The sequence below is a fragment of the Pseudosulfitobacter sp. SM2401 genome, assembly GCF_042932805.1.
Taxonomy (GTDB): Bacteria; Pseudomonadota; Alphaproteobacteria; order Rhodobacterales; family Rhodobacteraceae; genus Ascidiaceihabitans.
Window position 1 is genome coordinate 1374710 of sequence record NZ_CP170633.1, and the last position, 23255, is coordinate 1397964.

A 23255-nucleotide genomic window follows, 5' to 3' on the forward strand; every position below is an offset into this window, starting at 1 on the left:
CTGTAACTAAACTGGCCTTATTTGACTATCCAGTCAGTTAGTATCTTAGAGGAAAAATCGGCCATGACCAGCCAGCCCGGATACCGTGGCCTGCGCCAAACAAGCAACCGCGAGGCCCTTCTTGGTGCCGCGTCAGAGCTGATCGGCGTCCGTAGCCTCTCAGAGGTTTCCATCGACGAGATCGTGCATCGCGCCGGTGTGGCCAAGGGCACATTCTACAATCATTTCAGGGATAAAGCCGACATTTCCCATCACGTCGCCGTTGGCGTTCGACAAGATGTCCAAGACCAGATTGCACAGTTCAAGTCCATTATCGCCGATCCAGCGTTGCGCCTATCCATCGCATTGACCCTTTTCTTGGATCTCGCGGTTTATAGCCCGCAAAGGGCGCAAATCTTGGTGACAATGCTCACAGATGTATCCGACATAGGCGCGCCGATGAATGCACGTGTTCGGGCAACACTAGAAGAAGGCAGATCATCGGGCCGGTTCTCTTTTCGATCGCTGGATTCTACTTTTGTTTTTGTTCTGGGCATCGTTGTCGCTGGGGTGAGATCGATTCTTGAGCGCGACATTCAGGACGATAGCCCTGATTTGATCAATGATCTCATCGTTCATGGCCTGATTGGTCTCGGGCTGTCACGGGTAGATGCGGTATCCATGGCCGCATCCGCGCGTGACAAAGTGCGTTCTGCTTCAGCACCCGATAATTGATACAGTGTCAAAAACTGTTTATTATAGTCATAAGCCGTAACGGTTTTGCAGGCTAGTTGGCAACTTCACCCATGCAATTCGGGCGCAATTGCTTTGCAAACAGGTTTCTCGCGATAAATGGAGTTGGTATCAACACCTCCGATAACGCAGTTCTAACGTAGCAAAAGCAATAACGGACATTGGCGCAACCGCAGCGAACTGGCGCTTTGTCCCGCAGAGCAGTCATCGGTGTTGATCGAAAATAGCATCGGGCGCGGGTGGGTGGAACGCGCCCGGTGCTCATTTTAAGTGGTCCGGATTTACGGAATGATCCGCGAATATTTGGTGCCTTCAAGCGTGGCTCCTATCCGCAGTCCGGCGCGGCCGAATACGGCGGCAAGAACCGGGGACAGCACGGTTGTGGTGTCGGCGTTCAGGCTGTCGCCTTTGTCTGAAATCACGTATTCCAGATCGGCCCCGGCGGCCCAACCGGGTGAGCGGCGGAAATCTGTTAACGCTTGGTCTGTCATAAAGAACAGCACGTGGGCGTATTGTTGTGCGCCGATTTGAAAGCCGCCAGAGGCTTTGGTCACCGAATAATAATCGACCGTTGTGTTGCCAACCAACAGTGCGCCGCGCCCGTATGCACCACCGATGCCCAGACCGGCTTCGGTCACAAGGGGCATAACCAGCATGCCGTTTGCCTTGTCCGCAAGGTCGCGCGTGTTGGGATAGCTGCGGTACATTTCCGCCAATGTCGCACTGACGCGCGCATCAATCAGGCTAGGCCCACGCCCGCCAACACCATTGCCACAAGCGGCCAGCGCCACTGTGGATGAAATCACGCCCAAGCCAAACGCTCGACGTGAGAAAGTCGTATCTGTCATAAAAAGCCGCCTATATATTGTCACTGCTGTTGTCGGTTATCCGATCTTGTGGGCAATTATACGCCGATTGCGCGTGCTATGTCACGTGTATTGACGGGGTAAGGCGGTATTTCGCTGGGCTAGGACATGCCGTTTAGAATTCGCGCAGCTGCGGGGGCGAAATAGGTGAGGATTCCGTCACATCCGGCGCGTTTAAAGGCCATCAGGCTTTCCATCATGACCTTGTCGCCGTCGATCCATCCGTGCTGGGCGGCAGCTTGGATCATGCTGTATTCGCCCGACACCTGATAGGCGTAGGTGGGCGCGCCAAAGGTGTCTTTGACGCGGCGGCAGATATCGAGATACGGCAGGCCGGGTTTGACCATGACCATGTCCGCGCCTTCGGCCAGATCACGTTCGATCAGGCGCAAGGCTTCGTCCGAATTGCCGGGGTCCATCTGGTAGGTTTTCTTGTCGCCGGTCAGCGCACCTGATGCGCCAACAGCGTCGCGAAAGGGGCCGTAAAACGCCGAGGCGTATTTGGCGGAATAGCTGAGGATCATCACGTTCTGATGCCCTGCGGATTCCAGCGCAGTGCGCATCGCGCCAATGCGCCCGTCCATCATGTCAGAGGGGCCGATGATGTCGGCACCGGCCTCGGCTTGGGCCAATGTCATCTTGACCAATGCCTCGACGGTGCGATCATTGACGATCTCGCCGTTTTCAACAAAGCCGTCGTGGCCGTTGATGTTGTAGGTGTCCAGCGCGACGTCGGTCATGATCGCGATTTCGGGCACTGCGGCTTTGATGGCACGGATCGCGCGGTTGGCGTGGTTGTCGGGATCCCACGCACCGGCGCAGTCTTCGGTGCGTTCTTCTAACCCTGTGTAGGGGAAAATGCAGATCGCCGGAATGCCCAGATCGGCAGCTTCGCGCGCCGCCTCGACAACCTTGTCGACGGATCGGCGGAAAACCCCGGGCATGGATGCGATGGGTTCTTGGATACCGGTCCCAGAGCGCACAAACACCGGCCAAATGAAATCATCCACGCTCAGCGTATTTTGCCGGGTCAACGCACGAATAGCAGGCGATTGACGGGTGCGGCGCAGGCGTGTGGCGGGGTATGAGGCTTGGGTTGGGCGCATGATCTGTCCACTTTGGTTTACATCAAAATGGATGCCATGGATTTTTGCGCCTCGCAAGGGTAGGAATTGGCACAAAGTCCCGATAAGACGTAACTCTCATGCGGGCGAAAGCACAAAGGCGCGACAGTTGGATCTTTCCCAAACACTCTTTGAAATCATCGACATGCGGTCGTTTTCCAATCTTTGGTACTGGATCGGGCTGGCGGTGTTGTGGTCTTCGGCCAGCCACTGGGTGTTGGGGGTGCCAAACGACATGGTGCAACGCGCGCGCAGGCACGGCGGTCAGGCGCAAATTGACCTTGAGGACATGGTAAGAATTAACTGCAACCGTTTGTTATACATCACAAATGTATCAGGGTTGTGGTTGCTGGGTTTTGCCTGTTTCTTTATCACAGGCCTTGCGATTTTGGGGTTCATCTACGGCGTCGAAATCGCCCAAGCGGTGTTTTTGCTGGCCTTCCCCATGAGCATCGTTGGCGTTTTGAACGTCTCGACTGCGCGCCTGATCGAACAGGAACAAGCCGTGGGCGATGCGCTGCGATCCTTGATGACGCGCCACCGCATTTACGTGCAAATCATTGGAATGATTGCGATATTTGTCACAGCCCTCTGGGGGATGGCCTATAATCTGCGTGATTTGATCTTTTTGCAGTAACGCCGCACCCCATTTTGTTGAAACGACGATGTCCCGCCCAAATTAAAGCGATCTGATGAGCAGCCAAAAACATATCACCGTCTCAGGCGCGCCCGAGGGCTTTGACGCCCAACTGATCCTGTCCGAACTGGACAAGGGTGGCGTGCCGGTTTGCCACGTGGCGCGCGACGACAAACGCATGGCCGCGATGGTCGAAGCGTTGCGGTTTTTCGCCCCCGATTTACCGGTCATCGTGTTTCCGGGATGGGATTGTTTGCCCTATGATCGCGTGTCGCCGAACGCTGACATTTGTGCGCAACGCATGGCGACGCTGGCCGCGTTGGTGCACGGCATGCCCAAGCGGTTTGTGCTGCTCACCACGCTGAATGCCGCGTCCCAGCGGGTGCCGGCGCGCCACGTTCTGCGCGAGGCGGCGTTTGCGGCCCGTGTGGGCGAGCGGATCGACGAAAAAGCGCTGCGCCATTTTCTGGTGCGCATGGGGTTTGTGCAAAGCCCGACGGTGATGGAACCCGGCGATTACGCGGTGCGCGGCGGTATCATCGACATCTATCCGCCGGGCGATCTGGGGCCTGTACGGCTTGATCTGTTCGGCGATACGCTGGACGGCGCGCGCCGCTTTGATCCGGCAACCCAGCGCACCACTGAGAAACTGGAATTGGTCGAACTGGCACCGGTGTCCGAGGTGATCTTGGACGAGGCCGCGATCACCCGTTTTCGCCAAAGCTACCGTCTGGAATTTGGCGCGGCCGGCACCGACGATCCGCTGTACGAGGCGATCAGCGCGGGGCGCAAACATCAAGGTGCAGAGCATTGGATGGCGTTTTTCCATGAAGAGTTGGAGACGCTGTTTGACTACCTGCCAGCGGCCTCGATCACGCTGGATGATCAGCTGACGGGCGCGCGTTTGGCCCGTTGGGACGGCATCGAGGATCAGTATGAAACCCGTCGTTTGGCGATGGAAAACCGGTCCAAACTGGACAGCGTTTACAAGCCTGCGAAACCCGAAGGTTTGTACCTGAATGATCTCGCGTGGGAAAGCGCGCTGGTGGACCGCCGTGTCGTGCAATTCAGCGCATTGCCACAGGCGACGGGCGTTGGGGTGACGGATGCGTCCGGTCGGATCGGGCGAAACTTTGCGCCAGAACGTCAGCAAGAAAGCATTAGCCTTTTCGGGGCTTTAGCGGATCACATTAAAGCGAAAATGAAAACCAAACCGGTTGTGATCGCCAGCTATTCCGAAGGTGCGCGCGAACGTTTGACAGGGCTGATTGAAGACGAAGGATTTGTCGAAGTCGTGGCGATCATGAACGGCACACGGGTTGCCAAACGTGGGCTACATCTGGCGGTTTGGGCGCTGGAACACGGCTTTGAATCGCCCGACATGGTGGTGATTTCGGAACAAGACGTGTTGGGTGATCGCCTGATCCGCGGACCCAAACGCAAGCGGCGCGCCGAGAATTTCCTGACCGAAACACAATCGCTGAGCCCCGGTGATTTGATCGTGCACGTGGACCACGGCATCGGGCGCTACATGGGCATGGAGGTGGTCAGTGCCGCAGGTGCCGCGCATGAATGTTTGCTGTTGGAATACGCCGAGCAATCCAAGCTGTACATGCCGGTCGAGAACATCGAATTGCTGTCGCGCTATGGCCATGACGAGGGCTTGTTGGACCGTTTGGGCGGCGGTGCGTGGCAGTCGAAAAAGGCCAAGCTGAAAGAGCGCATTCGCGAGATGGCGGACAAGCTGATCCGCATCGCGGCGGAACGTGCGCTGAGGAAAGCGCCGGTTTTGGAGCCACCAGAGGGGGCGTGGGATGCGTTTTCCGCGCGCTTTCCTTATACCGAAACTGACGACCAATTGCGCGCCATTGGCGAGGTCGTCGACGATCTGACGTCGGGCAATCCGATGGACCGGTTGGTGTGCGGCGACGTGGGCTTTGGCAAAACCGAAGTTGCGATGCGCGCTGCGTTCGTGGCGGCGATGTCGGGTGTGCAGGTTGCCTTGATCGCGCCGACGACGTTGCTGGCGCGTCAACACTACAAATCATTCGCCGAACGGTTCCGTGGCTTTCCGATCGAAGTGCGCCAGTTGAGCCGCTTTGTTTCGGCAAAAGACGCCAACGACACCCGCGAAGGCATGGCGCGCGGCACAGTCGACATCGTGATCGGCACCCACGCGCTGCTGGCAAAAAGCATTCGTTTTCATAACCTTGGCCTGTTGGTCATCGACGAAGAACAGCACTTTGGGGTGACGCACAAGGAGCGTCTGAAACAAATGCGCTCAGACATTCACGTGTTGACGCTGACGGCAACGCCGATCCCGCGCACGCTGCAATTGTCGCTGACAGGTGTGCGGGATCTGTCGATTATTGGCACGCCGCCGGTCGATCGTTTGGCGATCAGAACCTACGTCAGCGAGTTCGATAAGGTCACCATCCGCGAGGCGCTTTTGCGCGAACATTATCGCGGCGGGCAGTCGTTTTACGTGGTGCCGCGCATCACCGATCTGCGCGAAATCGAGAATTTCCTGACCGAACACGTGCCCGAAGTGAAATACATGGTGGCGCACGGGCAGATGGCCGCGGGCGAACTGGATGACCGCATGAACGCGTTTTATGACGGCAAATATGACGTGCTGTTGGCGACGACAATTGTGGAATCCGGTCTCGATATTCCGACGGCGAACACGATGATTGTGCACCGCGCTGACATGTTTGGTCTGGCGCAGCTGTACCAAATTCGCGGGCGCGTGGGGCGCTCGAAAACGCGGGCGTATGCCTATCTGACGACCAAGCCGCGGGCAAAATTGACGGCCATGGCGGAAAAGCGTTTGCGCGTTTTGGGATCGCTTGACACGCTGGGGGCAGGGTTCACGTTGGCGAGCCAGGATTTGGACATTCGCGGCGCGGGCAACCTGCTGGGCGAAGAACAATCGGGGCAAATGCGCGACGTCGGGTTCGAGCTGTACCAGTCCATGCTGGAGGAGGCGATTGCCAAGATCAAATCCGGCCAGATGGAAGGTTTGTCTGAGGCAGATGACCAGTGGGCCCCGCAGATTAACCTGGGTGTGCCGGTGCTGATTCCTGAAAAATACGTGCCTGATTTGGACGTGCGTTTGGGGCTGTATCGCCGTCTTTCGAGCCTGTCGAGCAAGGTCGAGTTAGAAGGCTTTGCCGCTGAATTGATTGACCGTTTCGGGCCTTTGCCGCGCGAAGTGAATACGTTGATGTTGGTCGTGCGTATCAAAGGCATGTGCAAAAAGGCGGGCATTTCAAAGTTGGATGGCGGGCCAAAAGGGGCGACGATCCAGTTTCACAACAACAAGTTTGCATCGCCCCAAGGGCTGGTGGAATTCATCGACGATCAGCGTGGTTTGGCTAAGGTCAAAGACAACAAAATCGTCGTGCGTCGCGACTGGCTGAAAGACAACGACAAGATCAAAGGGGCCTTTGCCATCGCGCGTGATCTGGCGGAAAAAGTCATTGCTGAACGCAAGCGCAAGAAAGCCGGATCAAAGGCCGGTTAAGCGGCTTTTTCGATCCGGTTCATGCGTTGCATCAGCACCAGACACACCGCCCCCAACACGCAGACAATCGTGATCAATGGCATCGGCGTGCCATCGAACAGCACGCTCATGGGCGAGGCAGCGGCGGCCCCGATAATGGTTGAAATCGAGCCGATCACAGAGGCGGCCATGCCGGCAATATGGCCCATCGGTTCCATCGCGATGGCGTTCAGATTGCCGACGGTTAAACCCGCCTGACAGAACAATCCGAACTGCCAGATCAGGAACAACGGAAAGTCGAATTTGCTGCCGCTGTACATCAGGGACAGCACGATGATGCCCAATGCCAATTGCAAGCCGAACGTCCAGGTGACCACCGCGCGCATGCCGAACCGTGTCACGATGATCGAGTTCAGAAAGCTCGCGCTGCCCGACATCAAGGCGATCAGTCCGAACCAATAGGGAAAACTGTCGCTGCGACCGTACGAGATGTCAAAGATCGGCTGGATCATGGTTAACAGAGTGAACAACATGCACAGCACCATTGTTTGCACGATGATCGACAACAGCACTGTCGGGTGGGTCAACATCTCGTGCACCGCACTTAGCATTAGCGCCAAACGCAATGGGCGGCGGTCTTGGACGGCCAAGGGCTCATTCAGGCGAACGCCTAACCAAGCTGTTGAAATTACGGCAAAAAAGATGAACGCACCAAAGATTGCGCGCCAACCTGCCGCATGAATGATCAAGTCACCCATGGCCGGTGCAATCGCGGGCACCAGAATGAAAATCATCATCGACAGCGACACGATACGGGCCATTTCACGCCCTGAATAGATGTCGCGAATGACGGCCAGTGACACAATGCGCGGGCCGGATGCGCCGATGCCTTGGACCACACGCGCCGCCAACATCCATTCCAATGACGATGTCATCCACGCCGCAATCGCGCCGGCGACGTAGATGACGCAGCCGATGTAGATCAGCTTTTTGCGCCCGAATGCGTCCGACAATGGACCGGTAAAAAAGGTTCCGAACCCAAGCCCGATGACAAACGCCGTCAGAACCCATGCAGCGTGCGCAGGTGCGTCTGGCGAAATCTCGGCGGCGATGGCGGGCATGCCGGGCAACATGGCGTCGATTGAAAATGCGGTGGTCGCAAACATCATTGCCATCAAGACAATGAATTCGGACCGGCTAATGGTTTGTGGGACTGTAGTGTTCAAAATGGCTCGCAAAAATTGCGACGCTAAAGCGCGTCACGGATTTTATGGCGCATTTACCTGCGGTTGAAAACAGCAATTCGACAGTGACGTGAGGGCGAATGAAAATTGGCGACTATTTGCCTGAAACTCTGGCGGTTATTTGCCTGAGACTTCGGCAATCACTTTGGCCCACAATTCTGGCGGTTGTGCGCCTGGAACGGCGTGTTGCCCGCCCACGATAAAGGTCGGAACCGATGCTATACCCATTGCGCGGCTGTGTGCGTCGCGATCTTTGATCGATTGGGTGTCTTCGTCCGTGGCGAGCAAGCGCAACACCATCGAGGCATCCATTTCGATGCCGTCGGCGATATCGGCCAGCACGTCCTTGTCGCCAATGTCGCGCGCGTCGGTGAAATACGCTTTGAACAAGGCGGCGACAGCGGCTGTTTGACGCCCCTCGATGCCAGCCCAGTGGATCAGACGGTGGGCGTTCAGCGTGTTTGGCGTGCGCTGCATGCCTTCAAAGTCGATCTTTAGGCCAGCTTTTTCCGCGTGCTCGACCACGGGGGCATAGGCGCGCACGGCCCCTTCTTTGCCACCGAATTTGCCCTCTAGGTAGTCGCGCCGCCCCATGCCATCACGCGGCATATCGGGGTTCAGCTGAAAGGGGTGCCATTCGATGTTGAACGGGTGATCGGGGTTGGCGGCCAGTGCCACATCCAGATGCGCCTTGCCGATAAAGCACCACGGGCAGATCGGGTCAGACATGATATCCAGTTTGACGGGGCGTTCGATAATCGTATCAGGCATGGGCGTCAGGCTTTCCAAGTGGTGCGCAACTGGCGGCGCAAGATTTTTCCGTTTCCGCCCAGTGGCAGCGCGTCGATGTGGACGTACAGGCGCGGCTGTTTGTAGGCGGCGATTTTGTCCCTGACATAAGCGCGCAGCGCGGCTTCGTCCAGAGGGGCGGGGCTGGTGTAAAAGGCGGCGATCACAAAGGTGTCGGCTTTGATTTCGACTTGGGTGGCGGCGACGGACGTCAGGCCTGCGAATCCGGTCAGCGCCTGTTCGACCTCGATGGGGGAAACCCGGTAACCGCCTGCGTTCATCATGTCGTCGTTGCGGCCCAGATAGCTGATTTCGCCGGTGTCGCGCATCACGCCTTGATCCCCCGTCAAGAACCAGTCGCCTTGCATTTTGGATGCGGTTTCATCCGGTGCGTTCAGGTAGCCGAGCATCAAACCGGGGTCGGAGTTGTGAATGGCGATTGTGCCCGCATCGCCGATGGGGACCGGCCCGTTTGCCCCAAGGATCGCGACGCGCCGTCCGGTTTGGGCAAAGCCAAGCGCGCCTGCAGAGGCGGGTGCTTTGGGGCTGGATGACAGAAACGTAGAACATTCGGACATGCCGTATGCTTCGAATATTTGCGTGCCGGTGGCCTGTTCCCAAGCGGTCGTTGTCGCGATTGGCAGCTTTTCACCCGCGCTGAGCCCGTGGCGTAAATCGGGTAGGTTTAGCGTGCTTGCGGACTTTAAGAGTTGGCGGTAAACCCCCGGTGCAGCTGCAAAAATCGTGGCGTTGTGAGTGGCCAAAAGGGTCGGCAAGTCAGCCGAGGGCGTGTTCGGCGCAGGGATCAGGGCGGTGGCCCCAACGGTCCACGGATCCATCAGACCGGTGCCTAGCGTGTAGGTCCAGTTGAATGCGCCTGCGTGCAGCACACGGTCATCGCTGTGCAGATCGTACCAGCCCTGAAACATCATCTGACGGGCCCAAATCGCGCGGTGCGCGTGGGCGACCGCGCGTGGTTTGCCCGAGGTGCCAGAGGTGTAGATGACGTAGCCCAAACGATTTGGATCGCCCATGTGATAGCTGGCGGCGGGCAGCGTGCGCATGGCGTGCAGTGCGTCCAGCGCGATGATGTTGCCAGCCTTTGGGCAGGGCACATCGGGATCGTGCAAGATCAGTTTTGGCGACAGATCGGTGATGATCTGCGCGACTTCGGGCATCGTCAGCGCGGCGGATGTCGGAACCACAACCATGCCTGCGGCCAACGCCCCGAGGTAGGCCAGCGGGAAATCAACCGTATTGCCCAGACGCATCAAAACGGTATCGCCAGCGCGCGCACCTGCGTTCAGCAATCCGGTGGCGGTGCCCAAAACGGCGGCCTCAAGATCGGCGTAGGTCCAGTGGTCCGGCGCAGTGTCATGTAACACGCTGAGCGCGATTTTGTCAGGTTGCGTGCGCGCCTTGCCCAAAACGTATTGCGCCATGTTGAACGAGGCAGGCGGCGGGGAAATGGGGGGGCTTTGGACGACTGACAACATCCATGCTTGCTAGCGCGGCACCCGCGACGTTGCAAGGCACGCGCGCGCGTCTTATAGATCGTGCATGACAGGCAAAGACCCCAAATCGCTGATCCAAATCGCCCGCCAGAACGGGCAATCCGAAACGGCAGAACCTTTGGATCTGGGGGTGCGGGTGCGCGCGTTGCGCAAAGCGCGCGACTGGACGTTGGAGCAGGCCGCAGGGCAGGCGGGGCTAGCGCGATCCACCCTGTCCAAGATCGAAAACGGGCAGATGTCGCCGACCTATGACGCGTTGAAAAAGCTGGCTGTGGGCTTGGAAATATCCGTACCCCAGCTGTTTACGCCGCCCGAAAGCGGGCAGGTTGGTGGGCGCATGACCGTCACCAAAATGGGCAGCGGCAACGCGCAGGCCACTGTGACGTATGAACATGAATTGCTGGCCGAGACGCTGACCCAAAAGAAAATGTTGCCGTATCGGGCACGGGTGCGGGCGCGCTCGATGGATGAATTTGACGGCTGGGTGCGCCATGAAGGCGAAGAGTTTTTGTTCGTGCTGACCGGCGTTGTGCGTTTGTACACAGAGTTCTACGAACCGGTCGATATGCGGCGCGGCGACAGTGCGTATTACGATGCCACGATGGGCCACAATGTGGTGTCGACCAGCGACGAAGACGCGTCGATCTTGTGGGTGACGACGCTAGGCTAGTCGTCAGCCAGCAGCGATTTCAGGATGAAATGTGTGATGCAAACGCTCAGCAGTTGGGCTGCGATGAAGGCTGCGATGTGGCCGGGATAAATGCCTGCAAATGTGTCGCTGAACCCACGCGCGATCGTCACCGCAGGGTTGGCAAAACTGGTGGATGACGTGAACCAGTAGGCCCCGGTGATGTACATGGCGACCAGCGCTGGCACCGCGTCGGGTTTGCTGCGAATGCCACCAAAAATCACGAACAACAGCCCGAAGGTCGCGATGATTTCAGAGGACCACTGCGCAATGCCGGTGCGATGCATCGTGGTCGAGGTTTGCAAAATCGACAGGTCAAACATCAGATGTGTCGCCCAAACGCCAGCGATCCCGCACAGGATTTGCACGATGACGTAGGCACCCGCGAGGGGCGCTGCGATCTCGCCCCGCAGCCAGAATGCGAGCGTGACCGCAGGGTTGAAATGCGCGCCCGAAATCGGGCCAAGCACCGTGATGATCACGTACAACATACAGCCCGTCGCAATCGCGTTGGCCAGCAGTGCAATCGCATCATTCCCGTCAGCAAGGGCCGCGCCCATGATGCCGGAGCCAACAACGCCGATCAGCAAAAGGGCGGTGCCCAGCCCTTCGGCGGCAAGTTTACGGATCATGTGGGGCGCTTTCTGTAATGATTTTTCAGTGCAATAAGTCCGATGTGTAATGGTTTTGTGACGCGCCAGCGCCACTAATCCTGCCACCACCAAACTTCGGGCATGTAACGCGGGCCGTCGCCGTAGATTGGCAGCGTTTGCGGGAACTGCATTTCGCGCATGTGGGCGATGCGACCAGAGGTGAATTGCCAGAACGGGATCACGTAGCGACCGGCCATCAAAGCCCGATCCAGCGCGCGCACAGCGGCGACAAAATCGTCGTGCCCTTTGGCGTTTAACATCGCTTGGACCATGGCATCGACGGCAGGGCTGGTGGCCCCCATCAGGTTGCGGCTGCCTTGCAATGCCGCGGCCTCGGACCCCCAATAGAACTGTTGTTCGTTGCCCGGTGACAGGGACAAAGCGCGGCGGTAATACGTCAGATCAAAGTCGAATTTGCCCGTGCGCGCCACGTATTGCGCATCGTCAGTCGTCTCGACCGTGGCACGAATCCCGAGCCGTTTCAGCGCGCCCAGATAGATGTCGGCGATGGCTTTGTGCTCTGAACTGCCTTGCGCCAAAAGGATCGTCAGGGTCAGCGGTGTGCCGTCAGCGTTTTGCATTTCGCCTTGGACCGGCGTCCAACCGGCTTGTTCCAGCAGCGACAACGCGGCGCGAATACCCTTACGATTGCTTTCGCGACCATTGGTTTCGGGCAGGGTGTAGCCGTCGATCAAACCGGGCGGCATCGTGTCGGCGAATGGTTGCAGCAAATCCAGCGTGCGGCCCGTCGCGGCACCGGGTTTCATCGCCAGAACCGAGTTCGAAAAATACGAGCTGATGCGCGGCTGCGCGCCACCGGTCAGCGTCGTGTTGATGTATTCAAAGTTGAACGCCTGGATCAGCGCCTCGCGCACACGCCAGTCATCAAACGGCGCACGGCGGGTGTTGATCACGAAACCCGTCATGCCCGAGGGCTTTTGATGCGGGATTTCGGTTTTGACGACCTCGCCATTCAGAGCCCGCGGGAAATTGTAACGCTTGTTCCAACGCTCGGCATTGAATTCGCGCGCCGCCGAAATGTAGCCCGCTTTGAACCCTTCAAGCAGGGCTGTGGCATCGCCGTAAAAATCCAATCTGACCGTGTCGAAATTATGGGTGCCTTTGCGCAACGGCAGCTCTGCCCCCCAATAATCGGGATTGCGTTTCAGCGATACAAAACGGCCGCCCTCAAAGCTGTCGACGACATAGGGGCCGGTGCCGATGGGCACGTCGTTCAGTTGGGCGTCGGCAAAAACCTTGCCCTCCCATTGGGCGGCTTTCAGGATCGGGCGCATGCCGACCAACAAGGCCAGCTCGCGGTTGTCTTCTTTGAATGTGAAGCGGATCGAGGACGGACCGGATTGTTCCATCGCGTCGATTTTGGACCAAAGGCCGCGATATTTTGGATGGCCAGTGGTTCCCAAAGTTTTAAACGACCACATCACATCGGGAATTGTGACCGGTGATCCATCCGAAAATCTGGCCGAATCGCGCAGGGTGAATTCGACCCAAGAGCGGTCGTCAGGCACCTCAACCGATTCGGCCAAAAGACCGTAAAGCGTGAATGGTTCGTCCAAAGAACGGCCCATCAGGCTTTCGTGTGTAAAGATTGAAAGCTGCCATGGTGACGTTCCTTTAACCGTAAACGGGTTCAGGGAATCAAAGCCACCGGTGTTGCCCAAAACGATAGACCCGCCTTTGGGGGCATCGGGGTTGGCATAGGGCAGGGACACAAAATCTGGCGGCAAGGCCGGTGCGCCATACATAGCTATGCCATGCGCCGATTCTGTCAGGGCCAGATTGGGCAGCAGAATCACCATCGCTGCAGCTGCAAAATGCTGGATTTTTACCCGCACAGATTGGAAAAATACTAACCCCATTTTGGCAACAATCCCTATGATCCCTTGTTTTGTTAACCCTTTGCGTAACGGGGCTTTGATCTAAGTTCAAACTTTAAGCTTGGCCGCGGGCAACCAATTGCTTATAAAGAGCTTACTGCTCGATAGGTTTCTTGCCTGTATGAAACCTGCCTCAATAACTTTACGCCAGCCTTGTGCTGGCGTTTTTTTTTGGCACATCGGTATTCGGCAAGAGCCGGTTACAAATGTCGTCGTATCTGCATCGTGATCGCTTTTCCATTCCTTTCGCACCTGCAGCATGACATAGTCCGCGCAACTCAGCGCAAAGGAAAAATATCATGGCAATCAGTATTGATCTTGGCGGCAAAACGGCTGTCATCACCGGTTCCAATTCGGGCATTGGCCTTGGCATTGCGCAGCAATTTGCGCGTGCGGGCGCCGATGTCGTGCTGAACAGTTTCTCCAACACTGACGAAGATCACGCGCTGGCCGCCGACATCGCGCGCGACTTTGGCGTAAACGCGAAATATGTGCAGGCCGACATGTCCAAGGGCGATCAGTGTCGCCAGTTGATCGCAGACGCGGGCCGTTGCGATATTTTGGTGAACAACGCGGGCATCCAGCATGTGGCCGCGCTGGAAAACTTTCCGCCGGAAAAATGGGACGCGATCATCGCGATCAATTTGTCCTCGGCGTTTCACACGACCGCTGCGGCGTTGCCTGCGATGCGCGAGGCTGGTTGGGGGCGGGTGGTGAACATCGCCTCGGCCCACGGGTTAACCGCGTCGCCGTTCAAATCTGCCTACATCGCGGCCAAGCACGGCATCATCGGTTTGACCAAAACCACGGCGCTTGAAACCGCCACCGACCCGATCACGGCAAACGCGATTTGTCCGGGCTACGTGTTGACGCCTTTGGTGGAATCGCAAATTCCTGACACGATGAAAGAATACGACATGAGCCGCGAGGACGTGATCAAGAACGTTATGTTAAAACGTCAGCCGTCCAAGGAATTCGCCACAGTCGAGCAGATGGGCGGCACGGCAGCGTTCTTGTGTTCTGAATTTGCAGACCAGATTACCGGCACGGCGGTCAGCGTCGATGGCGGCTGGACCGCCCTTTAACCCGACCTGACAGGATAGTTTTATGCCCCCCAAAAAGATCAACCTCGCCCTGCAGGGCGGTGGTGCGCATGGCGCGTTCACGTGGGGGGCGCTTGATTGTTTGCTTGCTGACGCGCGTATCGAAATCGCAGGCTTGTCCGGCACTTCGGCGGGGGCGCTGAATGGTGCGGCGCTCAAGGCGGGCATGATAAAAGGCGGGCGCGAGGGTGCGCGTGAAAACCTGAATTGGCTGTGGGGGCAAATCGGTGCCTCGCAAACCGAGCCTTTGCATCAATGGCTTACGCCGTTTGGCCCCGCCGGTGTCAGCAATGCCATTGGCGCGTCGTTGCCCTATCTGATGGGCGAGGCGTTCTCGCGGTTGGTGTCGCCCTATTCTTACGGTCCGTTTTACAACAACCCGTTGCGCGCCATTGTGGATCAGTTTGATTTCGCGTCCATCTGCGCCGATGAGGGCCCCGCGCTGTTCATCAACGCCACGCGCGTGCGCAACGGCAAGCTGCGGGTGTTTCGGGCCGAAGAGGTCACGACGGATGCGATTTTAGCCTCGGCCTGTTTGCCAACAATGTTCCAAGCGGTCGAGATGTTTGACAGTGAAACCGGCCAGACCGAGGCGTTCTGGGATGGCGGTTATACCGGCAATCCGGCGCTGTTTCCGCTGTTTGATGGCACGCTGCCCGAGGACATCGTGGTGATCAACATCAACCCGCTGGAACGCGCAGAGCTGCCCAAAACCCCGCAGCAAATCCAGAACCGTCTGAACGAGATCAGCTTTAATTCGTCACTGCTGCGCGAAATGCGTGCGATCGATTTTGTGCAACGATTGCTTGAGGATGGCACGCTAAAGCCGGGCCGCATGTCGCAAGTGTTTACGCATATGATTGCCGATGATGCGCTGATGAATGATCTGTCGATTGCGACCAAATCAGTACCAAACGGCTACATCATCGAAACGTTACGCGACGCAGGTGTTAAGGCCGCACAAGCGTTTCTGGATCAGCATTTTGATGATTTGAACGCGCGCTCGACGTTAAAACTGCGCGACATGTTCGCCTAAACTTTGGGCTAGCTTTCGGGTGGCACGCTGGGGTCTTTGCCGTTTGGATAGACCAGACCGGCCGAGATCACCAGTTTGGCGGAATCCTCGACCGACATGTCCAGTTCGATCACGTCTTCGGCGGGCACAAACAACAAGAATCCGGACGTCGGGTTGGGTGTTGTTGGCAAAAACACCGACAGCAATTCGCCGGTGTTGCCGGCGCGCTGGGTGATTTCGCCTTTGGCGGGCGTGGAAATAAATCCGATCGCCCAGATGCCTTTGCGCGGATATTCGATCAGGCAGGCGGTCTCGAATGATCGTTCCGTCTGGGCAAATACCGTTTCCGAGATTTGTTTGATGCCCGAATAAATCGAGCGCACAACCGGCGTGCGTTCCACCAAACTTTCGGCGAAACGGATGAACGAACGCCCGATGATGCCTTTGGCCATCCACCCCATGATGATGGTGAAAATCAGGAACACGATCAGGCCGACACCGCGCACGTTGACCGTCACCCAATTTGGGTTCGGTTCGCGTGATGGCCCGACGCCGATGAATTTTTCGTGGCCCAAAAAGTAGTTCACAAGGGAATCGGGCTGCCAGCCTCTGGGCACCACGTTCCACACAAATCCGTCAAACCAGCCCACGACCGTCCAGATCAGCCAGATCGTCAGGCCAACCGGTGCCACAACCACAAGCCCTGTCAAAAAGGACGAGCGCAGTCGCGAGATCACGCCAGGGCGGCGCGGAGTTTCTGGATCAAAAGGCGTGTTCATGACAGGTCCGGATAGTTCACTCAAACTTGGTATGCGTTTTGCTCAGGTACTACAATGGCACTGGCTGTCGTCGTAGGGTACGAGGGCGCTTAGGGCTAGGCGCGCGCGTGCAGTGTGCCCAATTCAGCGGCAATTTGCGCAGCCAGACGGGCATTGTTGCGCACCAGCGCGATATTGGCGTCCAGCGATTTGCCTTTTGTCAGCTCAAAGATTCGCTGCAACAGGTAGGGGGTCACGCCTTTGCCGGTGATGTTGTGGGCCTCCGCATCGGTCTGCGCGCGCGCAATGATCGGGGCCAGAATGTCGGCGCTGATTTCGGCGTCTTGCGGGATCGGGTTGGCGATCAACTGCCCGCCGGGAATGCCCATTTGACCGCGCAAATGATGCGCGACGGCGATCTGGGCTGCGGTGTCCATGCGCAAGGGCGCGTTGATGTCGCTGTGACGCGACCAGAATGCGGGCATGTCGTTTTGGCCGTAGGCGATGACCGGCACGCCTTGGGTTTCCAGCACCTCGAGCGTTTTGGGAATATCTAGGATGGCTTTGGCACCAGCGGCCACGACGGTCACCGGCGTTTGCGCCAGTTCCAGCAGATCGGCCGAGATGTCAAAGCTAAGTTCCGCACCTTTGTGCACACCGCCGATGCCACCGGTGGCAAAGACGTGAATGCCAGCGAGGCGTGCTGCGATCATCGTCGCCGCGACCGTTGTCGCCCCGGTGCCGCCCGTGGCGATGCAGGCGGCCATGTCCGCGCGCGACAGTTTCGCGACACCTTTGGCTTGGGCCAGGGCGACCAGTTGATCGTCGTCCAATCCGGCGTGCAGCGTGCCGTTCATCACAGCCATGGTTGCAGGCACAGCGCCTGATGCGCGCACGTCGGATTCGACCTGCCGCGCGACCTCCAGGTTTTGCGGATAGGGCATCCCGTGGGTGATGATCGTGCTTTCTAACGCAACGATTGGCGTGCCGTTTTTCAGGGCGGTTGCGACCTCGGACGAGGGGGTGATGAGCGGCATTAGACGGATTCTCCGGAAACATAGGTGGCTGCGGCTTGTAGGGCTTGATCGAGCGCTTCGGCGCGTCCTGCGCCACGGGCCTCGGCGGCGATGTGGGCGGCCATGAACGTGTCGCCGGCGCCGGTGATGCGGGTGACCAGAACTTGCGGCGGGGTCTGGCTGATGATGCCATCGGCGCTGCCCTCAGAGGCGTCAGAGCCGCCATTCGTGACCAAAACCCGTTGCGCGCCGCGTTTCAGCAACGCCCGCGCGGCGGTGGTCGTGTCCGCAAAGGTGGCCTTGCACAGCAAACCTGCTTCTTCGAGGTTCACATACAGCGTGCCGCGTGCGGCGTTCAGGAATGGCAGCAGGCGTTCGGCCTTGCCCGGCGACGCAGGTGCCACCCGCAAATCCGCCTGCGCGAGCGCCGTGCTGGTCGCAATTTCCGACAGCAATTCGACAGTCAGATTACCGTCGAGCGCAATCAGCCCGGTGTAGGGGTTGGCCGTATCGGCGAGGGTGCCATCGCTTAGCGGGCGCAGGATTTTTGCGCCTGCGGCCTCGAGTGAATGGGCATCGGCGATGGCGGCGATCAGGCCGTTCGCGCCCTCGACGGCCATGTACTGGTCGGTGGGCAAATCATCGGAGCGGTAGACCGTGTCGGTGATCAGCCCGCGCGCTGTGCAGGCTGTGATCAGCTCGTCGCCCTCGGGGTCGCGCCCGATGGCGGTCAGCAAGGCTGGCGTTAACCCGAACCGCGCCACGATCATGGCGATGTTCATGGCCACGCCGCCGGGCAAACGGCTGATGCGGCCCGGCACATCAGAGCCTTGGCGCATCACACGCGAAGATCGGCCAATCACGTCCCACAAGACGCTGCCGATGCACAAAATATCAGGTGTTGAATTCATGCTTCGGTTTTGGCGGCCTTTGGCGCGGGGCGCAAGCCGCTAGTCGACGTGAAACGTCAGCGCGGCCCAAAAGGTTTGCCACACGACGTCTTCGGGGCCGGTCCCGTCAAAGGGTTGCAGGACCACGGCATCAAACAGATAGTCGCCCGTGATCACGGGGACCGTTGCGCGCCCTTGATCATCGGTACGCTCTAGCGTGATCGTCACGGTGCCGTCCGTTGCGCGGTGAAAGACTTCGATCTGGGCGTCTGTGCGGGGTGCGTCGTCCAGCAGCACTTGGACTTGCATTTGCCCGTCGAAATCGGCGGCATAAGGATTGCTCAGCGCGACAAATTCGGTTTTCAGGCCAAATGCACGGTCAGATCCGGCACCGTCACCGACAGCCACGAGAGCCTTGGCGTGGCGGGTATAGCTTTCGCGGAAACTGTCGCGCGCAAACCCCAGCGCGTCGTGACGGGATTCGATGTCTGCAAAATCCTTGTGCGCGGCGAATTTCAGAAACTTTGGCCATTCTTTGTAGCGTACTTTGGCGGGCGTGGTTTCGTGCAGGATCACCAGCAATCCGTCAGCATCCGGCACCATCTGCATCGCGGGCCTGTCGCCCATGCGCCCATCCACCGGCGTGATCTGATCATCCATCGCCACATCAAAGCGGGTAAAGCTGTTTTCGAAATACGCGAGCTTTGATCCGGCGAACTCTTGCCCGTTGCGAAGGTCCACGACCAACGTGTCGCCAGTTTCGACTTGAAACTTTTCCGGTTCGATCCAAAACTCGTGCGCGAACACGTTGGTGGGCGCGAATACTGTAGACAGTCCACCCAGAACAGCGGCACAACAGGCCGTGCGGATAAATTGAGGCAAATTCATGATACGGGCTTTCTTGTGGTTGTGCCTTAAGCTGCGCTTTGTGGTTGTGTTGTCAAGCGTTGGCGTGGCGATGGTGCATGCCAATGTTGTGACTGCGCACGAAACCTTGCCGACAATTGCAAACATCGAGGTCGAAGAAGACCACATCGTGTTCACCATGAGCGCGAATTTCGAAGCGTTTCTGGCCGGCATCAATCTGGATGTAATCACCGACACGGACGAGGCCGAGCAGGCCGAGGATTACGACGCCTTACGCGCCCTGACCGCACCGGAACTAGAGGTGCGATTGCCCGCGCTGATCGACCGGTTCAACGCGGTGCCGCTGATCACGGTGGACGGCGCGCCGGTGGTTCTGGACATCGAAGTGTTCAGCGTGCCACAGACCGTCGATCTAGAAGTGCCGCGCGTGTCCGAACTGGTGCTGAGCGCGCCGATTGATCCCGATGCGGACGTCGTTGCCGTCACGTGGCCGCAGGGGCACGGGCCACTGGTGCTGCGTCAAAACGGGGTGGATGAACCGTTCACCGGCTACATTGATCCCGGCACCTCTAGCGATGATATTTCCCTAAAGGGCGGGGGACAGATGACGGGATGGCAGACGTTTGTGGCCTATATTCCCGTCGGATTTGACCACATTTTGCCGCAAGGGCTGGATCACATCCTGTTCGTGCTGGGCCTGTTTTTCCTCAGCACCCAACTGCGCGCGCTGCTGTGGCAGGTGTCGGCGTTCACGCTGGCGCACACGGTAACGCTGGCGCTTGGAGCACTTGGTTTGGTGAATATTCCGGGCTCGATTGTGGAGCCGCTGATTGCCGCCTCGATTGTCTACGTTGCGGTCGAAAACATCTTTGCCTCGGGGCTAAGCCGTTGGCGGCCCATGGTTATCTTCGGGTTCGGATTGCTGCACGGGCTTGGCTTTGCCTCAGTCCTTGGGGAATTTGGCCTGCCAGAGGGGCAGTTCATTCCGGCGTTGATTTCGTTCAACATCGGGGTCGAATTGGGTCAGTTGACGGTGATCGCCATGGCGTTTGTTGTGTTGTGGCTGGCCACGCAGGCCACCAAAATCGCGCATCTGTCAGAGGATGAAACGCCGGTTCAAACCCGCGCGGTGATGGCGCGGGCGGTGTCGATCACTGGATCTCTGCTGATTGCGATAATCGCCGCCTATTGGGTGATCGAGCGGACGATAATATGAGCCCGGGATTATAAACGCGAGGCTTTAGGCTTTGATCGCGTCGATCATCGTGCCCAAGGTGGCCGCCGGATCATCCGTGCCCCAAATCTCGTCGCCGATGGCAAAGAAATCTGTCATCGGGGTCAGGGTTTTGATCATCTCGAGATTGATCAGACCTTCGGCGACAACCGGCACTTCGATCACTTCGGACCACCACTGGAACAGATCGGTTTCAGCAAAGCTGCCGTCGCCTAGGGTGTTTTCGCGCACAGGGCCAAAGCAGACGTAATCGGCACCGGCTTCGCCTGCGCTCATGCCATCGTGACGCGAGGTGTTTGAATGCACGCCGACGATGGCATCCGCACCCAGTTCCTTGCGCGCATACCGGACCTGATGGGCCCCGTCGCTGAGGTGCACACCGTCCAGCCCAAGACGTTCGACCATCGTGATGTGGTCAGAAATGACGATAGCAACATCCCGCGCATGGGCGATTTCGCGCAAAGCATCACCGGCTTTGGCGATCAGCCCTTCGTCCGTGCTGGCCATAACAAGGCGCACGCAGGCCACGTCATGGGCATCCAGAACGGCGGCCAATTGCGGGCCGAAGGTGGCCAGATCAAAGCTGGTGGGCGTGATCAGATAGATCTGCGGCGTGTCAGTTTCGGTCTTGGCCATGGGTCGCGTCCTTTGATTGTTGGGCTTGCTCTAGCGGATTGGATTGGAAAAGGAAACTTTTATGCCCGATGTGCTGATTTTTTAGACCAAACAACTGCGGGCGCGATTGTGGAGGGTGTTTTGAAACACTAAAGACAAGAGCATGAGCAATATTCCTTTCTTTGTGCTGGTGCGTCCGCAAATGGGCGAAAACATCGGGGCGGCGGCGCGCGCGATGTACAACTTTGGGCTCGACCGGATGCGGATCGTGGCCCCGCGTGATGGCTGGCCAAACCCGTCCGCTGTGGCGATGGCATCGGGGGCAGGGCGCCTGCTGGATGACGCGCAGTTAACCGATGATCTGGCCGGATCGCTCAGCGATTGTACGTTTGTGTTTGCGACCACCGCGCGGGCGCGTGATTTGACCAAACCGGTCTATTCGCCCGAGGCGGCGATGAAACTGGCAGCCGAGAAAATTGATGCCGGTGGTCGTGTCGCGGTGCTGTTCGGGCCTGAACGCGCAGGGCTGGAAAACGACGATATCGCGCAAGCCAACGCGATCATTTCGGTCCCGGTGAATCCGAATTTTGCATCCCTGAATTTGGCGCAATGCGTGCTGTTGGTGGGCTACGAATGGATGCGCCAGCGCGGCGAAATCGAACATGAAACGGTTGAGATGGCAGGCACCGACTGGGCCAGTGGGCAAGAGGTCGAACACCTTGCGCGCCACTATGAGGACCGCCTCGAGGCCGCCAATTTCTTTTACCCCGAGCACAAAGCCCGCAGCATGAAAACCAATCTGCGCAACATGTGGAGCCGCATGCCGATGACCCGCGCAGACATCCAAATGTTCCACGGCATGCTGCGGCAGATGGTCCGCTGGAAAGAACGCGGCGATTGATCTGCTGGACGTCTGCGCCTGCGCGCCCTACCTTCTGCGAAAAAGCACGAGAGACACATGAGCACCAAGCGTAATATTTTCGAAGAAGTGGGCGCGGCGGGTCAGGCCCCAGTTGCCCAACCGGGGTTGATTGATCAAGGGCGCGGCGGTGCGCGTGGTGCCATTCGCATCTGGCTGATGATGCTGTTTGCGCTGGTGGTTTTGATGATCATCATCGGTGGTTTGACCCGTCTGACCGACAGTGGCCTGAGCATCACCGAATGGAAGCCGCTGCTGGGGGTGATCCCGCCGCTGAACGCTGCGGATTGGGCCATCGCATTTGAGAAATACAAACTGATCGACGAATACCAGATCCAGAACCAATGGATGGAACTGTCTGATTTCAAAGTGATTTACTGGTGGGAATGGGGCCATCGCCAATTGGGCCGCCTGATCGGTCTGGTCTGGGCAATCGGTTTTTTCTGGTTCCTGATCCGCCGTCAAATTCCGACAGGTTGGACGGGGCGTTTGCTGTTCATCGGCGTGCTGGGCGGGCTGCAAGGCGCGATTGGCTGGTGGATGGTGTCATCGGGTGTGACCTCGGGGCAGAGCATGACAGATGTGGCGAGCTATCGCCTTGCGACCCATCTGGGGCTGGCGTTTGTGATCCTTGGGTTCATCGCGTGGTACGTTTTCAACATGGGCCGCACCGAACGGGATCTGATGCAAGCACGGCGCGGCAAAGAGGCCAGATTGTTCGGCCTGTCCACGGGGCTTTTGCACTTTGCGTTCCTGCAAATTCTGATTGGCGCGCTGGTTGCTGGCATTGATGCCGGGCGCAGTTACACCGATTGGCCGCTGATGGGGGGACAAGTGTTTCCGGCGTCTGCCTTCATCGTCGAACCGATCTGGCGCAACCTGTTTGAAAGCCCGGGATTGGTGCAATTCATTCACCGCGTCACCGGTTATTTGCTGTTCGCTTTTGCCATTCTCGTCTGGCTGCGGGGGCGCAAAAGCACGCATCCCCGGACACAATTCGCCTTTAACGCGGTGTTTGCGGCAATGGTCTTGCAGATCGTTCTGGGCATTGTCACCGTGATGACAGGCGCGCCCGTTGAAATCGCGATTTTCCATCAGCTTTTGGCCGTGATCCTGTGGGTGTTGATCCTGCGCGCGCGCTTTTTGTCGGCCTATCCAATTCCAACTTCACTCCGAGGAACCTGATCC

Annotated in this window: 21 protein-coding genes; 9 read left to right on the forward strand and 12 right to left on the reverse strand. The window is 58.1% G+C overall.

All coding sequences use genetic code 11. The features are described 5' to 3' along the window. Positions 1–63: 63 nt before the first annotated feature. Positions 64–714, forward strand: coding sequence for a TetR family transcriptional regulator (locus ACFIO0_RS06795; protein ID WP_390914596.1), 651 nt, complete (start codon positions 64–66; stop codon positions 712–714). Between the two features lie 299 nt (positions 715–1013). On the opposite strand, the gene ACFIO0_RS06800 is transcribed toward ACFIO0_RS06795, so the two are convergent. Both ACFIO0_RS06800 and hemB read right to left on the reverse strand, forming a co-directional pair. Next, positions 1014–1580, reverse strand: coding sequence for a YSC84-related protein (locus ACFIO0_RS06800; RefSeq protein WP_390914597.1), 567 nt, complete (start codon positions 1578–1580; stop codon positions 1014–1016). Between the two features lie 119 nt (positions 1581–1699). Beyond that, complete coding sequence (gene hemB / locus ACFIO0_RS06805) at positions 1700–2704, reverse strand: porphobilinogen synthase (RefSeq protein WP_390914598.1); 1005 nt, start codon at positions 2702–2704, stop codon at positions 1700–1702. A gap of 127 nt (positions 2705–2831) precedes the next feature. On the opposite strand from hemB, the gene ACFIO0_RS06810 reads away from it, so the two are divergent. Together ACFIO0_RS06810 and mfd are read left to right on the forward strand one after the other, a co-directional pair. After that, complete coding sequence (locus ACFIO0_RS06810; RefSeq protein ID WP_390914599.1) at positions 2832–3359, forward strand: component of SufBCD complex; 528 nt, start codon at positions 2832–2834, stop codon at positions 3357–3359. A gap of 55 nt (positions 3360–3414) precedes the next feature. Continuing rightward, complete coding sequence (mfd, locus tag ACFIO0_RS06815) at positions 3415–6885, forward strand: transcription-repair coupling factor (protein WP_390914600.1); 3471 nt, start codon at positions 3415–3417, stop codon at positions 6883–6885. On the opposite strand, the gene ACFIO0_RS06820 is transcribed toward mfd, so the two are convergent. From ACFIO0_RS06820 to ACFIO0_RS06830, 3 genes are all read right to left on the reverse strand, one after another. Next, positions 6882–8090 (reverse strand): MFS transporter, encoded by a 1209-nt coding sequence (locus ACFIO0_RS06820; RefSeq protein ID WP_390914601.1) that lies wholly within the window; start codon positions 8088–8090, stop codon positions 6882–6884. The two genes, mfd and ACFIO0_RS06820, sit on opposite strands and share 4 nt — an antisense overlap. A 135-nt stretch (positions 8091–8225) precedes the next feature. Next, complete coding sequence (locus ACFIO0_RS06825) at positions 8226–8879, reverse strand: DsbA family protein (protein WP_390914602.1); 654 nt, start codon at positions 8877–8879, stop codon at positions 8226–8228. Positions 8880–8884: 5 nt separating this feature from the next. After that, on the reverse strand, positions 8885–10393 hold the full coding sequence (locus tag ACFIO0_RS06830; protein ID WP_390914603.1) for an AMP-binding protein: 1509 nt from the start codon (positions 10391–10393) through the stop codon (positions 8885–8887). 64 nt (positions 10394–10457) lie between these two features. Here ACFIO0_RS06830 and ACFIO0_RS06835 point away from each other — a divergent pair, with 64 nt between their 5' ends. Continuing rightward, positions 10458–11081 carry a helix-turn-helix domain-containing protein gene (locus ACFIO0_RS06835; protein ID WP_390914604.1) on the forward strand — a complete coding sequence of 208 codons (624 nt, stop codon included), beginning with the start codon at positions 10458–10460 and terminating at the stop codon, positions 11079–11081. On the opposite strand, the gene ACFIO0_RS06840 is transcribed toward ACFIO0_RS06835, so the two are convergent. Further along, entirely contained in the window at positions 11078–11731 is a 654-nt protein-coding gene (locus ACFIO0_RS06840; RefSeq protein WP_390914605.1) for an aquaporin, read from the reverse strand. The two genes, ACFIO0_RS06835 and ACFIO0_RS06840, sit on opposite strands and share 4 nt — an antisense overlap. A gap of 74 nt (positions 11732–11805) precedes the next feature. Continuing rightward, the gene (locus ACFIO0_RS06845; RefSeq protein WP_390914606.1) at positions 11806–13632 is read right to left on the reverse strand and encodes an ABC transporter substrate-binding protein; all 1827 of its coding nucleotides are present in this window, start codon (positions 13630–13632) and stop codon (positions 11806–11808) included. 329 nt (positions 13633–13961) lie between these two features. Between ACFIO0_RS06845 and ACFIO0_RS06850 the strand changes: the two genes are divergently transcribed. Further along, positions 13962–14735 carry a 3-hydroxybutyrate dehydrogenase gene (locus ACFIO0_RS06850; RefSeq protein WP_390915296.1) on the forward strand — a complete coding sequence of 258 codons (774 nt, stop codon included), beginning with the start codon at positions 13962–13964 and terminating at the stop codon, positions 14733–14735. 22 nt (positions 14736–14757) lie between these two features. Next, positions 14758–15789 (forward strand): patatin-like phospholipase family protein, encoded by a 1032-nt coding sequence (locus ACFIO0_RS06855; RefSeq protein WP_390914607.1) that lies wholly within the window; start codon positions 14758–14760, stop codon positions 15787–15789. Positions 15790–15797: 8 nt separating this feature from the next. Here the strand turns inward: ACFIO0_RS06855 and ACFIO0_RS06860 are convergent, their stop codons facing one another. The 4 genes from ACFIO0_RS06860 to ACFIO0_RS06875 all read right to left on the reverse strand — a co-directional run bounded on the left by ACFIO0_RS06860 (position 15798) and on the right by ACFIO0_RS06875 (position 19320). Continuing rightward, entirely contained in the window at positions 15798–16547 is a 750-nt protein-coding gene (locus tag ACFIO0_RS06860; protein WP_390914608.1) for a DUF502 domain-containing protein, read from the reverse strand. Between the two features lie 95 nt (positions 16548–16642). After that, the gene (locus tag ACFIO0_RS06865; RefSeq protein WP_390914609.1) at positions 16643–17563 is read right to left on the reverse strand and encodes a pseudouridine-5'-phosphate glycosidase; all 921 of its coding nucleotides are present in this window, start codon (positions 17561–17563) and stop codon (positions 16643–16645) included. Then, on the reverse strand, positions 17563–18453 hold the full coding sequence (locus tag ACFIO0_RS06870; RefSeq protein ID WP_390914610.1) for a PfkB family carbohydrate kinase: 891 nt from the start codon (positions 18451–18453) through the stop codon (positions 17563–17565). The genes ACFIO0_RS06865 and ACFIO0_RS06870 overlap by 1 nt, the downstream gene beginning before the upstream one ends. 39 nt (positions 18454–18492) lie before the next feature. Beyond that, positions 18493–19320 (reverse strand): DUF4198 domain-containing protein, encoded by an 828-nt coding sequence (locus ACFIO0_RS06875; RefSeq protein WP_390914611.1) that lies wholly within the window; start codon positions 19318–19320, stop codon positions 18493–18495. Between ACFIO0_RS06875 and ACFIO0_RS06880 the strand changes: the two genes are divergently transcribed. Next, entirely contained in the window at positions 19319–20515 is a 1197-nt protein-coding gene (locus ACFIO0_RS06880) for a HupE/UreJ family protein (protein ID WP_390914612.1), read from the forward strand. The two genes, ACFIO0_RS06875 and ACFIO0_RS06880, sit on opposite strands and share 2 nt — an antisense overlap. 24 nt (positions 20516–20539) lie before the next feature. Here ACFIO0_RS06880 and ACFIO0_RS06885 read toward each other — a convergent pair whose 3' ends face one another. Beyond that, a complete protein-coding gene (locus ACFIO0_RS06885; protein ID WP_390914613.1) occupies positions 20540–21169 on the reverse strand; it encodes a thiamine phosphate synthase in 630 nt (209 codons plus the stop codon). A gap of 142 nt (positions 21170–21311) precedes the next feature. Between ACFIO0_RS06885 and ACFIO0_RS06890 the strand changes: the two genes are divergently transcribed. Together ACFIO0_RS06890 and ctaA are read left to right on the forward strand one after the other, a co-directional pair. Next, on the forward strand, positions 21312–22049 hold the full coding sequence (locus ACFIO0_RS06890) for a TrmJ/YjtD family RNA methyltransferase (RefSeq protein ID WP_390914614.1): 738 nt from the start codon (positions 21312–21314) through the stop codon (positions 22047–22049). Between the two features lie 57 nt (positions 22050–22106). Further along, positions 22107–23252, forward strand: coding sequence for a heme A synthase (gene ctaA, locus ACFIO0_RS06895; protein ID WP_390914615.1), 1146 nt, complete (start codon positions 22107–22109; stop codon positions 23250–23252). Positions 23253–23255 lie beyond the last annotated feature (3 nt).